Genomic DNA, 14,921 nt, shown 5'->3' with positions numbered 1-14,921 from the left:
CTCCGGCGCAAGGGTGTGCCGCGCCCGTTGAACGAGCGCACTTGAATCTTGGAGGCCGCGCCGGTGTCGACGTTCCTCAGGCCGGACTGTCGGCGGGCGGCGGCACGGGCTTGTCATCGGCCTGCCGGGTTCCGGATGCGGCGCCCAATTGCAGCAGTCTGCCGTCGAAGTTCTTCAGGAACACGTCCACCTGGCGGAACGCAATGTTGATCCCGGCCTTGGCGAATTCCCGGTCGATGAATCGATTGATTTCATCCGTCGCGGGGTTGCGGTCACCGAGGTCGCGCACGTGGATGCGCAGCTCATGGTCGAGCGTGCTTTCGCCAAAGGTAAGGAACAGCACCAGAGGTTCGGGGTCCTTCAGCACGCGTGGGTTGTCCTGCGCGGCCTTGTAGAGCAGTTTCTTGACCAGGTCCAGGTCCGAGCCGTAGGCGACGCCCACCTTGATCGTCACGCGGGTCACGGTATCGCTCAGCGACCAGTTGATCAGTTGTCCGGTGATGAAGGTCTTGTTCGGGACGATGATGTCCTTGCGGTCGAAATCGGTGATGGTGGTGGCGCGGATGCGAATCCGGCTGACCGTGCCGGACAGGTTGCCGATGGTCACCACGTCGCCGATCCGCACCGGGCGCTCGAACAGGATGATCAGGCCCGAGATGAAGTTGGCGAAGATTTCCTGCATGCCGAAGCCGAGCCCGACCGACAGCGCCGCAACCAGCCATTGCAGTTTGTCCCAGCTGACCCCGAGCGTCGACAACGTGGAAACGATGCCGACGCTGGCAAGCGCGTAGGACAGCAGTGTGGTGGTGGCATAGGCGCTGCCTTGCGCCAGGCGCATCTTGGACAGCACCAGCACTTCCAGCAGGCCGGGCAGATTGCGCGCCAGTGCGATGGTAATGGCGATGATCAGCAGCGCGCCGAGCAGGTTGTTGAGCGTGATGGCGTTGCTGGTCGCGGTGTCCCCGGCGCCGCTGACGAACTCGTACAGCACCACGTTATCGAGATAAGACACGACGCTGATCAAGTCGGACCAGACCCAATACAGCACCGCGAAAAACAGGCCGAACATGGCCAGGCGAGTCAGTCGCAACGACTGCTGGTTGACCTGTTCGATGTCCATTCCGGGCTCGCCAGCGGCTTCGCTGGTGTCGGTGCCGTCGTCGATCTGTGCTTCGCGTCGGGCCAGCGCGCGCTGATAGGCCAGGCGTCGGGCGGCGACGGTCAGGCCCCGGACCAGCGTCGCCTCGATGACGATCCAGGCGAGCATCAGGTACAGGGTATCGATCAGTCGGCCGGTCAGCTTCAGCGCCGTGTAGTAGTAACCGAGCCCTACCACCACGATCAGTGCCAGCGGCAGGATGCTGAACAGCAGGCCGATGAAGCGCCTCACCGGCGGTGCGTTCTGGCTGGAAGGACCTTTGAGCAACAGGCGGGTCAGGCGCCAGCTCATCAGCGCATAGCAGGTAAGCACGACGACGATGCCGATCACGTCGTCGACCAGGCTGCCCGGCTGGTGTTCGGCGATCGCCACCACGGCGACCAATGCCATCACCACCAGGCCCAGCCGACGGATTTCGCTGCGCAGAAACGCTACCTGCGGACGGAACCAGCCGAAATGCGTCTCGGCGACGCGGTTGGGCGAAAGCATGCGGTAAGCGGTGTAGAACACCAGCCAGGCTTGCGCCATCTGGTAGAACGCGGCACCCAGGCTGAAGTTTTGCTCTCGGCCATCCATCTGCAGGACATACCCGCAAAGCGCCAGGAACAGCGCGCCGGGAAGCGCCAGCAGCAGGTTCAGCAGCAGTGCCAGCGGCGTGTGCAACTGACTGTCGTTGCGGAAGTGCCCGATGTCGTTGCTCAGCGAATCGAGTTTGGCGTTGATGGCGTTGCGGCGCCACAGCAGGAGCCCGATCACCAGCAGCAGCGGCACGAAGAACAGCGGACGCTCGAACAGTCCGGCGCCGAGCGCCTGGAATACCGAGGCCCAGGGCATCGCCTGCAGTTGGCGTTCGAGCAGGGTCGGCACGCTCTTGAACCAGTCCAGGTCGAGCGGCCGGTTGCTCGGAATCCAGAACATCTGCTCGTCCAGCGTTTCGCGCATGGCCTGGGCCTTGGTCTGTAGCTGGCGCTGGTTCAACTGCAGCGTGATCGACTCGCTGAGCAGGGCGTTGAGTTCGTGATTGAGTCGATCGAGCAGTTCGCTCCGGGTCCGTACCAGTTCCAGCAACGCGCTGCGCAATTCCGGCGTCACCTCGCTCGGTGGCTGGTTGGCGAGCTGTTGGTCGACATAGTCCTCGGCGTTGCCGCTGGACTCGCGGCGCTGGTTCAGCTCGAACTGGTACAAGCGGATATCGGCGATTTCGTCCGCCAGGTTCTTGTCCAGCGTCAGTTGTGGCAGCGCCTGCTGCTGCTGATACAGGACCTTGGACAGCAACAGGCTGCCTTCGAGTACGGCGATCTGTTCTTCGAGCGCCTGATCGGCCTGATTGAGCGTATCGAGCTGTTGGCGGGTCTGCAGGTTCTGCTGCGTCAGGTCGTTGAGGCGCTCGGTGGCGCGTAGCAGATAGCCCGACAGCCGGCGGTTCTCCGCGCTTTCGGCGGGCAGAAGCTTGTCCGAGCCGGCCTTCTCGGCCTTCATCGAGAACTCGGCGACGGTCTGCTCGGATTCTTCCCGGCGCTTGTCGTTGATCGCCGTCTGCAGCGCAATGGTTTCCTGTTCGGCACGGGCGATGCGCGCGGCCAGCAGGTCACGCCGCGCGACGCCGAGATCCTGCAACTGGCTATTGCCGGCCAGCTCGCTGCGGCGCAATTCGATCTGCGCGCTGAGGGCGGTTTTCTCGGCGCCAAGCATTGCACGGCGCTCGTCGTTCAACGGTTTGCCGCCTTCGCGCCCCGTCTTCAGCAGGCTGTTGATCTCGTCGATGCGCGTCTGGTGCTTGCTGATGTCCGCCTGGGCGCGCTCGGGGCGCGTCTGCGCACTGATGATCATGCTATTGGCCGCGGTCAGGGCCGTTTGCCAGGTCGACAGCTCCTCGACGCGTTCGGCCAATCGTTGTTCGAGCGCAGGGACCGATAGTTTCGCCAGTTGGGCGGCCAGCTCACGGGTGTCGCTTTCCTTGAGCTTGCTCAGCGCCTGCTGCGCGGTGGCGATTTCCTTCGAGGCGCCGGCAAGCTCGGCCTTGAGCTCCGACAGGCGCTGTTGAGCGGATTCGGCCTGCTCGGTAAATCGCTGAGCACGTTCATCGGCGCTGGGTTGTACATCCTTGGGGGTCTCCGCTTCGGCTGGCTGGCTAGCGGTGAGACCGGGCACCGCAGGGGCGGCATGAACGAAGGCGGAAAGCGGGGCGATGGCAAGCAAGGTCGCCAGCATCAGGGTGCGCAAAGAGGCCATGGGTACTATCGAAATGCAGAATGAGTGCGGAGTCTAAGGGCTGCGGGTGGCCGAGGCGAGCCCGCAGATCGGAACGCTTCGGTCGCAGCCTGCATGGGCGGCGCGACCCTCAGAAGTGCAGGCTGGGGCCAGGCGTGTTGCCCTCGGGAAACTTCAGGCCGACCTTGCGCACCTCGCCATGCTCCATTGCCGCGATGGTCCAGGTCAGGCCGTTCCACTCGATCTGATCGCCCACGACCGGCTTGCCGCCGACCCGCTCGGCCATGAACTGGCCGATCTGCTGGTCGCCGTCCACATCGCCCAGTTTCAGACCGTAGAGGGCCGCCAGGGCACTCATCTGGGCCTCGCTCTCGAGGATGAAATCACCGAAGAAACGCATGTCGCGCCCACGCTGGGGTGCCTCGCTGAAAAGTTTGCCGAGGGCCGGCAGGTCTTCCTCGTGGCCGATCACGCAGAGGATGTCGTCGACCTGCAGGCGGGTGCTGCCAGACGGGTGCAGCAGCGCCTTGCCGCGAAACAGCGCGGCGATACGCGTGCCAGCCGGCATTTTCAGTTCCCGCAGGGCAGCGCCCACGCACCATTTCTTGGCCGTAAGCCGATAGATGAACATTTCCCACTGGCTGGTGGTATGGATCTGCAGGCCCGCACGCGAGATCGGCAGCGGTGACGGTGGGACCTCGACCTTGGCCTTCTTCGCCGCCCAGGTCAGCGTCGTGCCTTGCAGAAGCAGTGAGACCAGCACGATGAAGAAGGCGACGTTGAAGAACAGCTGGGCGTTTTCCAGGCCCGCCATCAACGGGAAGACGGCGAGGATCACCGGGACTGCGCCGCGCAGGCCGATCCAGGAAATGAACAGCCGCTCGCGCAGATGAAAACTGCGAAATGGCAACAGGCCGATGAACACCGCCAGCGGTCGGGCGAACAGGATCATCCACAGCGAAAGCGCCAGCGCCGGCAAGGCGATTGGCAACAGCTCGCTGGGGGTGAGCAACAGGCCGAGCACCAGGAACATGCCGATCTGGCTGAGCCAGGCCAGGCCGTCGAACATGTGCAGGATGCCGTGACGATTACGGATGGGGCGGTTGCCCAACAGCAAGCCGCAGACGTAGACCGCGAGGATGCCGCTGCCGCCGATGGCGCCAGACAGCGCATATATCATGATGCCGCCGCTGACGGCCAAAAGCGGGTAGAGCCCATCGGCGACCGAGAGGCGGTTGATCAGGTGCAGCAGCAGCCAACCGCCGCCCAGGCCCAGCAACGTGCCGATCCCGAACTGTTGCAGCAGGCTGACGAAAAAGCTCCAACCAAACCCGCTCTGGCCGGAGGCGAGCATGTCGATCAGGGCAACGGTGAGGAACATGGCCATCGGATCGTTGCTGCCGGACTCGATTTCCAGGGTCGAGCCGACCCGCTCGTTGAGGCCGCGCCCGTTGAGCAGGTTGAACACCACCGCCGCGTCGGTCGATCCGACGATGGCGCCGATGAGCAGGCCCTGCATCAATGGCAGTTGAAACAGCCAGGCCGCCGCAAGGCCAGTCAGGCCGGAAGTGATCACGACACCGGCAGTCGCCAGCGAGAATGCCGGCCACAGGGCGACGCGGAACGTGGCGGCGCGGGTACGCATGCCACCGTCGAGCAGGATGATCGCAAGTGCCAGGTTACTGATCAGAAAGGCCAGCGAATAATCGTCGAAGACGATACCGCCGATGCCGTCGACCCCGGCGAGCATGCCAACCGCGAGAAAGATCACCAGGATCGGCACGCCGAGGCGAGTCGATAAAGAGCTCATCAGGATGCTCGCCGCAACCAACAAGGCACCGATAAAAAACAGGTGGTTGATGTTGCCGATATCCAAGCGCGCTCTCCGAGGGTTAGTGCCGCCAGCCAATATGCACGGCGCATGCCAGCGATTCTAACCTGCTGATTTGGAGAGCTGTCAAAAAAGGTCTGACGCAGAGACCGGGGCGTGCGGGCGGGGGTGCGCCCGTCGATCGCGGCTGGATGGTGGCAAGCTGCGCGACACGCCCCGGCTCGGCTGCGTGTCGTGCACGGGTGTCAGAACCAGTCGTCCTGCATGCTCAGGCAGGTGTCGTCGCGGCGCGCGAGGATGGCCAGCTCGTGATGGCAGCTCGGCACTTCCCAGGTCAGGAAATAGCGCGCCGCCTGCAGCTTCCCGCGGTAGAAGTCGGCATCAGCAGCGTTGCCGCCCGCCAACCCCTGTTCGGCGCGAATCGCCTGCTCCAGCCAGCGCCAGCCAATCACCGTGTGGCCGAAGACCTTCAGGTACAGCGCCGAATTGGCCAGGGCCAGGTTGACCTTGCCGGCCATCAGGTCGCCCAGCAGCCCTTGGGTCACCTCGGTCAGGCGTGCCAGTAACTGCTCCAGCGGCTGGCGCAGCGCATCCAGCGAGCTGAACTCGCCGGCGCGTTTGCACGTGCCCTGGACAAGACCGACCAGCTGACGCAGGCCTGCCCCGCCGTTCTGGCTCAGCTTGCGTGCCAGCAGGTCCAGCGACTGGATGCCATGCGTGCCTTCGTGGATCGGGTTCAGGCGATTGTCGCGGTAGTACTGCTCGACCGGATATTCCCGGGTGTAGCCATGGCCGCCAAGAATCTGGATCGCCAGCTCGTTGGCCTTGAGGCAGAACTCCGAGGGCCAGGATTTGACGATCGGCGTGAGCAGGTCCAATAGCTCATGGGCGTGCTTGCGGTCGTCCTCGCTCGGCGCGGTATGTTGTTCGTCCACCAGGCGCGCGGCATACAGGCCGAGGTCGAACGCGCCTTCGACGTAGGCTTTCTGGGTCAGCAGCATGCGCTTGATGTCGGTGTGCTGGATGATCGGAACCTGGGCGGACGCCGGGTTCTTGCCGTCAGGCAGACGCCCCTGGGGACGCTCGCGGGCGTAGTTCAACGAGTACAGGTAGCCGGCGTAGCCAAGCATGATCGCACCCATGCCGACACCGATTCGCGCCTCGTTCATCATCTGGAACATATACGACAAGCCTTTATGCGGCTCGCCGACCAGATAACCGACGCAGTGGCCGTTGTCGCCGAAGTTCAGCGCGGTCGACGTCGTGCCGCGCCAGCCCATCTTGTGGAACAGCCCCGCCAGCACCACGTCGTTCCGCTCACCCAGCGAGCCGTCATCGTTGACCAGGAACTTGGGCACGATGAACAGGCTGATGCCTTTTACGCCGGGCGGCGCATCCGGCAACTTGGCCAGAACCATGTGCACGATGTTTTCCGACAGCGGATGGTCGCCGCCGGAAATGAAGATCTTGTTGCCTTTCAACCGATAGGTGCCATCACCCGCCGGCTCGGCGCGGGTGCGCAGGTCGGACAGGGACGAACCGGCATGAGGCTCGGTCAGCGCCATGGTGCCGAAGAAGCGGCCTTCGAGCATTGGCTGCAGGAAGCGCTGCCTTTGCTCCTCACTGCCGAAGGTTTCGATCAGGTGCGAGGCGCCCATGGTCAGCATGGCGTACGAGGAGGTGCCGACGTTGGCGGCTTGGAAATGCGCAAAGCAGGCGCGGGCGAGCAGGTTGGGGAGCTGCATGCCGCCGTCTTCGAAGCTGCGCGAGGCGTTGTGGAAACCCGCTTCGATGAACGCATCGACCGCCGGCTTCACCTCGGGAATCAGGACCGCTTCACCGTCCCGGTAGATCGGCTCGTTCTCGTCGGCCTTGCGGTTATGCGGAGCGAAGAGGTTCTCGGCGATGCTGCGAGCGGTGTCCAGCGCGGCGGTGAAGGTTTCGCGGCTGTGGTCGGCGAAGCGCTCGCGTTCGGTCAGGGCTTCGGCGTCGAGGACTTCGTAGAGTTCGAACGCCAGGTTGCGTGGGCAGAGCAGAGTCTCGGACATGTAGGTTTCTCCGTTTCTATGCGCCAGAGTCTAAGGACGCGCCGAGACGGCTGCCTAGCACCATACATTGGAGTGATGAAACGACACAGCGGTCCCTGCCAGGGTGACCCGCGGGCTCTCAGTGACAGCGGGTGCAGAAATACTCAAGGGCCTGGGCGAGGTGTCCGTCGGCAATATCGGCATCGGTCAGGTGTTGGCCTGCGTGCGTGATATGCAGCTCGACCTGGCGCCTGGCCGCCTCCGGGCCGAGCAGCGTCACGAGGGTGCTCTTGCCCCGATCCTTGCCGGCATCCTTGCCGCTGTGTTGAGGGCTGAGCCCATCGGCGAGGTCGTCGAGCAGCTGAAAAGCCAGACCGAGTTCCGTCGCGAATCCGGTCAGATGGCGTGCGCAGGAGGTGCTCGCGCCGCTGAGCAGGGCGGCGAGCTCCACGGCCGCGGTGAACAGCGGACAGGTTTTCAGGCGGTTGGTGTGGGTAATGGCTTCCAGGGGCCGGCTCTGCCTGCCTTCGCGCAGATCATGGAACTGCCCTTGAACCAGCCCCTGAGTGCCGGTGCTGGTCGCTAGCAGGCGCACCAGGCGGTTTCGCGTTGCCGGATCGATACCCTCGGCGGACGCGGCTATGCTGAACGCCTGACTGAGCAGAGCAACCGAGCCCAATACCGCTACGTCTTCGCCGAACTGCCGGTGGATGGTCGGTCTGCCGCGCCGCAGCTCGGCGTTATCCATGCACGGCATGTCGTCCAGAATCAGCGACGCCGCGTGCAGCATTTCCAATGCACAGGCCAGGTCGAGCGCAACGTCGTGCAGGCCGTCCTGTTGCAAGTCCTTGAGCGTCAACAACAGCAACAACGGGCGAATCCGTTTGCCGGGGGCCAGGGTGCCGTCACGCATGGCGACGCCGATGGCATCCTGGGGTGGGCACCGAGGCAGCCATTGGCTCAACCGGTCGTCGACCTGCGCGCGCAGCGCACCGAGTGTCCGCTCGAAATCGAGCCGCTTATCCAGCATCACGGTGGCCATGGCGACCTCCTGTATCGGTTCAGGTGCTGTGACAATGTTGTACAGCTTGTACAAGTCTTGGCACTTTTAATGACCGCATCCGTCAACATAAAGTCATCGAACGAGGCGCCTTATGAGCAAAGATTCTTTTGCGGACCGCAAGAACGAACATTTGGATATCGTTCTTGACCCGCGCCGCGCCTGTTCCGCAGTGGACACCGGCTTCGCCGCCCTGAGATTCGAGCACTGCGCCCTGCCAGAGTTGCGTCTGGAGGACATCGATACCCGCAGTGTGTTGTTCGGGCGGGACCTGGCAGCGCCCGTGCTGATCAGTTCCATGACCGGCGGGGCTGCACGCGCGACCCAGATCAATCGACACCTGGCAGAGGCGGCCGAGGTGCTGGGCATCGCCCTGGCCGTCGGCTCGCAACGCATCGCGCTGGACACCGGCGCGGATCACGGGCTGACGCGGCAGTTGAGGCAGCTGGCGCCTTCCATCCCGCTGCTGGCGAACTTCGGCGCTGCGCAGTTGGTCGCCGGTTACGGGCTGGACGAGGCGCAGCGCGCGGTAGAGATGATCGACGCGGATGCGCTGATCATTCATCTCAATCCATTGCAGGAGGCTGTGCAGGCGGGCGGCGACCGCGACTGGCGGGGTGTTCTGAGCGCAATCGAGGCGCTGGCCGTACGGCTCCCTGTGCCGCTGGTGGCCAAGGAAGTGGGCGCTGGCATCTGTGCGTCGGTGGCGCGGCGGCTACTGGATGCCGGTGTTTCGGTGATCGACGTCGCGGGCGCCGGTGGAACCAGTTGGGCCGCGGTCGAGGCCGAGCGCGCGCCAGACCCGCGGCAACGCGCCATCGCCCAGGCGTTCGCCGGATGGGGCATCCCCAGTGCACAAGCCATCGTGCGGGTGCGTCAGGCGTGCCCCGGCGCGCATCTGATTGCTTCGGGCGGTATCCGAGATGGCATCGACGCGGCCAAGGCGATTCGCCTCGGGGCCGACCTGGTCGGCCAGGCGGCCGGTGTGCTGGACGCGGCGTTAATCGGACCCCAGGCGGTGATCGAGCATTTCCAGATCATGATCGAGCAGCTGAGAGTCGCTTGTTTCTGCACCGGCTCGGCGGACCTCGCGTCACTTGCGCGGGCGCCGCTGTTACCCGTCTTTGATCCGTCCAGCCTATGACGGGAACCGCCGGCAGGCCGCCCGCAGCCGGCAAGGGGAATCACGATGGCTCACTTTGCGGTGATCGCACCGCCCTTTCTCAGCCACCTGCGCGCCATGGAGGCCATCGCTGGCGCGCTATTGGCCCTCGGGCATCGGGTCACCCTCGTGCAGCAGGCGGACGTCGCCGCGCTGCTGCGTCAACCGCAGCTGGGTTTCGCCCGGGTTGGGGCCGTTTCGCATCCGCCCGGCGCGCTCAAGGCCGTGATCGATCGGGCAGCGAGGCCGGGCGGCCCCTGGGGCATCCGCCGGGTTATCGCCGATATGGCCGCTGCGACCGACATGTACTGTCGAGACGCGCCGGCCGTGCTGCGTGCGATCGGCGCCGATGCCGTCATCGCTGATCAAATGGAGCCAGCCGGAGGGCTGGTGGCCGAGTGTCTCGGGCTGCCCTTCGTGTCGGTGGCGTGCGCGCTGCCGGTCAACCGTGAAGCGCGCGTTCCGCTGCCGGTAATGCCGTGGCGCTATCGCGATGAGCCCTGGGGCGAACAGTTGAATCTGCACAGCAGTGGCGTCTATGACTGGGCAATGCGCGCCCATGCCCAGGTCATTTCGCGTCATGCGGCCGCGTTTGGTCTGTCGCCGCGTCAGCGCCTCGATGAATGCCTGTCGCCCTTGCTGCAGCTGAGCCAGGCCACCCCCGGCTTCGATTTTCCGCGCGTCGCGCTACCCAGGCACTTCCATGCCGTCGGCCCGCTACGAGACACGTCATCCGAGGAACCGGCGCTCGCGCTTCCAATCGCAACCGGCGAGCCCTTCGTATTCGCTTCGCTGGGCACGCTGCAGGGCGACCGTGTCGGGTTGTTCGAGCGGATCGCCAAGGCCTGTCGCGACCTCGGGGTGGCCGTGCTGATTGCCCATTGCGGTCGCCTCGATGCGCGACAGCAAGCGCGATTGCAGAGGGCGGGCAGCCGCTGGGTCACCGATTTCGCCCCGCAGCGCGCAGTACTGGCACGGGCTGATGCCGTTATCACCCATGCCGGGCTTAACACTGTGCTCGATGCGCTGGAGGCCGGCGTGCCGAGCCTGGCGCTGCCGATCGCCTTCGACCAGCCTGGTGTCGCCGCGCGTGTGGTTCATGCCGGGGTGGGGTTGAAACTCGATCCACGCTTGGCCAGTCGTGCACGCATCGCGCAGGCGCTTCGCCGTCTGCTGCACGAGCCTGGATTCGCCCAACGAGCAAAGGCCCTGGGCGCGGAGGTCCGCGACGCTGGGGGTGCGGCGCGCGCCGCGCGGCTGATCGAACAGGTGCTCGGCATCGAATCGCCGGTCGCGAAAGGGGCAGAGCATGGCTGATGCAGACCTGATCCTCGTGGGAGGTGGCTTGGCCAACGGGCTGCTTGCGCTACGGCTGCGCCAGCGGCGGCCCGACCTGCGCATCCTGCTGCTGGAGCAGGGCGACACGCTGGGTGGCAACCACACCTGGTCGTTCCACGAAACCGACCTGAGGCCTGCGCAGCGGGCTTGGCTGACGCCGCTGGTGGGTCAGTGCTGGCCGGCCTACGAGGTCATCTTTCCCGATTTGCGGCGGCGTCTGGGCAACGGTTACGCAAGCCTGTTTTCACACCGCTTCCACCAGTACCTGATGGCCGAACTGGGCGACAGCGTGCGCCTGGCGACGGCTGTTTCGCAAATCGAACCGCGACGGGTTCTCCTGTCCACCGGACAGGTGCTGGATGCCGGCGCGGTGATCGACGGACGTGGGGTGCGGCGAAGTGCGCGGCTGGCGCTGGGCTACCAGAAGTTCCTTGGCCAGGAGTTGCGCCTGCGCCAACCTCACGGTGTGCAAATCCCGATCATCATGGATGCCAGCGTCGCTCAGCACGACGGTTATCGGTTCGTCTACGTCTTGCCATTGAGCGCTGACCGTCTGCTGATCGAGGACACCTATTACGCCGATGGCGAGGCCGTGGCGCTCGATACCCTGCGAGCCAACATAGCGCGCTACGTCGATGCGCGTGGCTGGCAGGTCGACGAGCGATTGCGCGAGGAGCAGGGCGTGTTGCCGATCGTGTTGTCCGGTGACCTGCCGGGCTTCTGGGACGAGGCGCGAGGCGTGCCGCAGAGCGGGCTTTCGGCGGCTCTGTTCCATCCCACCACCGGCTACTCGCTGCCCGATGCGGTACGCCTGACCGATCATCTGGTTGCGCTGGATCGCTGGGATGCCGCCGGCCTGTTCGCAGCGATCCGCGCCTATTCGCTCGCGCAATGGCGGCGCCGCGGATTCTTCCGGCTGCTCAATCGGATGTTGTTCATGGCCGGGCCGGCGGACCGCCGCTGGGCTGTGATGCAGCGTTTCTATGGCCTGCGCGAACCGCTTATCCAGCGTTTCTACGCGGCTGACCTGACGGCCTGGGACCGCTTGCGCATCGTCTCGGGCAAACCTCCCGTGCCGGTGGCCGAAGCGCTTCGAGCGCTCGCCGCCGTCAACTTGCACCAAAAGGACCATCAATGAACGCGGCAACGGGCGGTGTAGCGAAACGAGCCGTGGTGATTGGCGCCGGTTTCGGCGGGCTGGCGCTGGCGATTCGGCTGCAGCGCAGCGGCGTGCAAACCACACTGCTGGAAAAACGCGACAAGCCGGGCGGTCGCGCCTATGTCTATCACGAGCAGGGTTTCACATTCGATGCCGGGCCAACCGTGATCACCGATCCGCCGGCATTGGAGGAGCTGTTCGCCGGGGCCGGCAAGCGTATGGCCGATTACGTCGAATTGCTGCCGGTCAGCCCGTTCTACCGATTGTGCTGGGAGGACGGTTACTGCTTCGATTACGTCAACGACCAGTCGGCCCTGGACCGACAGATTCACGCGCTCAATCCAAGGGATGTCGCCGGCTATCAACGCTTTCTCGCTTACTCGCGCGCCGTCTACGAAGAAGGCTACGTCAAGCTCGGCACCGTGCCGTTTCTGTCGTTGCGCAGCATGGTCGCGGTCGCCCCGCAACTGGCGAAGCTTCAGGCCTGGCGCGACGTGTATAGCGTGGTGGCGCGGTTCGTCGAGAACGACCGGCTTCGGCAGGCGCTGTCCTTTCACTCGTTGCTGGTGGGTGGCAACCCATTCGAAACCTCGTCGATCTATGCGCTGATCCACGCACTGGAGCGCCAGGGCGGCGTCTGGTTTCCACGCGGTGGTACCGGTGCGCTGGTAGGCGGCATGGTCCGGCTGTTCGAGGATCTGGGCGGCAGGCTGGAGCTGAACGCCGAAGTGGCACGTATCGATCTGTCGCAAGGGCGAGCCTGTGCGGTGGTCTCGCGCGACGGTCGCCGTTTCGATGCCGACGCGGTGGCGTCCAACGCCGATGTGGTCAACACCTACAAACAATTGCTGGGCCACGAGCCGCGCGGCCGCGACGAGGCGAAACGGCTGTCCGGCAAGCGCTTTTCCATGTCGCTGTTCGTCATTCACTTCGGCCTCAAGCGTCGTCACCGGCATCTGCAACATCACACCGTGTGTTTTGGTCCGCGCTACCGCGAACTGATTGACGAGATCTTCAAGCGCGAAACCCTGGCCGATGATTTTTCACTCTACCTGCACGCGCCCTGCGTGACCGACCCGTCGCTGGCCCCGGACGGTTGCGCCAGCCACTACGTGCTGGCGCCGGTGCCGCATCTGGGCACGGCAGACATCGACTGGGCGGAGGAAGGACCGAAGTACCGTGACCGCATCTTCGAATATCTCGAACGCCACTATATTCCGGGGTTGCGCCAGGATCTGGTGACCCATCGGATCTTCACCCCGCATGACTTCCGAGATGAGCTCGGTGCCCATCTCGGTTCCGCGTTCTCCCTGGAGCCGATCCTCACCCAGAGTGCCTGGTTCCGTCCGCACAACCGGGATGATGTGATCCCCAACCTCTACATCGTCGGCGCTGGCACGCATCCGGGCGCGGGCGTTCCCGGCGTGGTGGGCTCGGCCAAGGCCACGGCGGGGTTGATGCTGGAGGATTTTGCCCGATGAATGAGCAGGTTATCGATCATTCGACGCAGGCGATCAACGCAGGCTCCAAGAGCTTTGCCGCGGCGGCGAGACTGTTCGACGAGCGCACCCGCCAGAGCGCGGTGATGCTTTATGCCTGGTGCCGTCACTGCGACGACGTCATCGACGGCCAGGTGCTCGGTCAAGGGCAGGTCCAGGGCGACCGCACTGCCGGCGCGGCGCGCCTGGCCGAACTGGTCGAACTCACCGAACGCGCCTACGCAGGAGAGCCGATGAGCGATCCGGCATTCGCTGCGTTCCAACAAGTCATCGAGCGCCATCGGATTCCCCGGCAGTACCCGCTTGAGCACTTGGCCGGCTTTGGCATGGATGTACAGCGCTACGCGTACCGGACCGTCGACGATACGCTGCTGTACGGCTACCGCGTCGCCGGTGTAGTGGGGCTGATGATGGCGCGTGTGATGGGGGCCGAAGCGGACACGACGCTGGACCGGGCCTGCGACCTGGGCCTGGCCTTCCAGCTGAGCAATATCGCGCGCGACATCATCGAGGATGCCGAGATCGGTCGGGTCTACCTGCCCGCCGACTGGCTGGCCGACGCCGGGGTTCCCGAAGATGAAGTCAGCCTGCCCCGGCACCGTGCCGCGTTGGCGCCGCTCGCGGCGCGGTTGGTCGATCTGGCTGAGCCTTACTACCAGTCCGCGTCACAGGGTTTGCGCGATCTGCCCCTGCGCTCGGCATGGGCGATCGCAACGGCCCATGGCATCTACCGGCAGATCGGGATCGAGGTGAAAGCCCGCGGCGCGGCGGCCTGGGATACACGCGTGTCGACCAGCCGCGCGCAGAAGCTGCAATTCCTGCTGGGCGGGAGCATGCTGGCGCTCGCCTCGCGGCGAATGCGCATCACGCCCCGTCCCGATTCGCTCTGGGCGCGTCCGCGCTAGCGGCCTTGCGCAGCGGGCCATCGTGCAGCTCGCGCAGTTGCTGCTTGAGCACCGCCAGTGGCGGCGCATAGAGGAAGCCGAATGACACGCAGCGGTCCTTGCCTTCGACCGCGTGGTGCAGCCGATGGGCCTGATAAAGACGCTTGAGATAGCCGTTGCGCGGTACATAGCGCAACGGCCAGCGATGATGGACCAGCCCATCATGGGCGACGAAATACAGCAGGCCGTAGGCCGTCATTCCCGCGCCGATCCATTCCAGTGGGCCATACCCGGCGGTGCCCAGGGCGATCAGCACGATCGCAACGCCGGCGAAGACCACCGCGTACAGATCGTTGGTCTCGAACCAGCCGGCGCGTGGCTCGTGATGAGACTTGTGCCAGCCCCAGCCCCAACCGTGCATCACATACTTGTGCGCCCACCATGCGAACAGCTCCATACCGGCCAGGGTGGCGAGAAATACCAATGTAGGCGTCAGCACGGCGATCTCCGATCCGTTCGTTCGGCAGGTCGCACCAGTCTACGCGCTGCATCGCCCCGGTCGCACCCGGCCCCGACGCCTGGCGTTGCCCC

Annotated in this window: 10 protein-coding genes; 5 read left to right on the top strand and 5 right to left on the bottom strand. The window is 64.9% G+C overall.

The window, feature by feature from the left end; genetic code table 11:
• Window positions 1-76: 76 nt before the first annotated feature.
• The 4 genes from mscK to GQA94_RS01065 form a co-directional block, all read right to left on the bottom strand.
• A complete protein-coding gene (gene mscK / locus GQA94_RS01080) occupies window positions 77-3,391 on the bottom strand; it encodes a mechanosensitive channel MscK (protein WP_158186322.1) in 3,315 nt (1,104 codons plus the stop codon).
• Between the two features lie 109 nt (window positions 3,392-3,500).
• The gene (locus tag GQA94_RS01075; protein WP_158186321.1) at window positions 3,501-5,246 is read right to left on the bottom strand and encodes a potassium/proton antiporter; all 1,746 of its coding nucleotides are present in this window, start codon (window positions 5,244-5,246) and stop codon (window positions 3,501-3,503) included.
• Window positions 5,247-5,446: 200 nt separating this feature from the next.
• Complete coding sequence (locus GQA94_RS01070) at window positions 5,447-7,249, bottom strand: acyl-CoA dehydrogenase (protein ID WP_158186320.1); 1,803 nt, start codon at window positions 7,247-7,249, stop codon at window positions 5,447-5,449.
• A 118-nt stretch (window positions 7,250-7,367) separates the two neighbouring features.
• On the bottom strand, window positions 7,368-8,270 hold the full coding sequence (locus GQA94_RS01065; RefSeq protein WP_158186319.1) for a polyprenyl synthetase family protein: 903 nt from the start codon (window positions 8,268-8,270) through the stop codon (window positions 7,368-7,370).
• Between the two features lie 112 nt (window positions 8,271-8,382).
• Here GQA94_RS01065 and fni point away from each other — a divergent pair, with 112 nt between their 5' ends.
• From fni to GQA94_RS01040, 5 genes are read left to right on the top strand one after another with little or no spacing between them, the layout of a single operon-like run.
• On the top strand, window positions 8,383-9,432 hold the full coding sequence (fni, locus tag GQA94_RS01060; RefSeq protein ID WP_158186318.1) for a type 2 isopentenyl-diphosphate Delta-isomerase: 1,050 nt from the start codon (window positions 8,383-8,385) through the stop codon (window positions 9,430-9,432).
• Window positions 9,433-9,477: 45 nt separating this feature from the next.
• The gene (locus GQA94_RS01055) at window positions 9,478-10,767 is read left to right on the top strand and encodes a glycosyltransferase (RefSeq protein WP_158186317.1); all 1,290 of its coding nucleotides are present in this window, start codon (window positions 9,478-9,480) and stop codon (window positions 10,765-10,767) included.
• Window positions 10,760-11,926: a lycopene beta-cyclase CrtY gene (gene crtY / locus GQA94_RS01050; protein ID WP_158186316.1), complete on the top strand. Its 1,167-nt coding sequence runs from the start codon at window positions 10,760-10,762 to the stop codon at window positions 11,924-11,926. The genes GQA94_RS01055 and crtY overlap by 8 nt, the downstream gene beginning before the upstream one ends.
• The gene (locus GQA94_RS01045) at window positions 11,923-13,428 is read left to right on the top strand and encodes a phytoene desaturase (RefSeq protein WP_158186315.1); all 1,506 of its coding nucleotides are present in this window, start codon (window positions 11,923-11,925) and stop codon (window positions 13,426-13,428) included. Before crtY ends, GQA94_RS01045 begins: the two co-directional genes overlap by 4 nt.
• A complete protein-coding gene (locus tag GQA94_RS01040; protein ID WP_158186314.1) occupies window positions 13,425-14,351 on the top strand; it encodes a phytoene/squalene synthase family protein in 927 nt (308 codons plus the stop codon). The genes GQA94_RS01045 and GQA94_RS01040 overlap by 4 nt, the downstream gene beginning before the upstream one ends.
• On the opposite strand, the gene GQA94_RS01035 is transcribed toward GQA94_RS01040, so the two are convergent.
• Complete coding sequence (locus tag GQA94_RS01035; protein ID WP_158189995.1) at window positions 14,311-14,835, bottom strand: sterol desaturase family protein; 525 nt, start codon at window positions 14,833-14,835, stop codon at window positions 14,311-14,313. The genes GQA94_RS01040 and GQA94_RS01035 overlap by 41 nt on opposite strands.
• Between the last annotated feature and the right edge of the window lie 86 nt (window positions 14,836-14,921).

This window comes from Stutzerimonas stutzeri (assembly GCF_009789555.1).
In the GTDB taxonomy this organism is placed as follows: Bacteria; Pseudomonadota; Gammaproteobacteria; order Pseudomonadales; family Pseudomonadaceae; genus Stutzerimonas; species Stutzerimonas stutzeri_R.
This window is presented reverse-complemented; position numbering and strand designations above follow the sequence as displayed.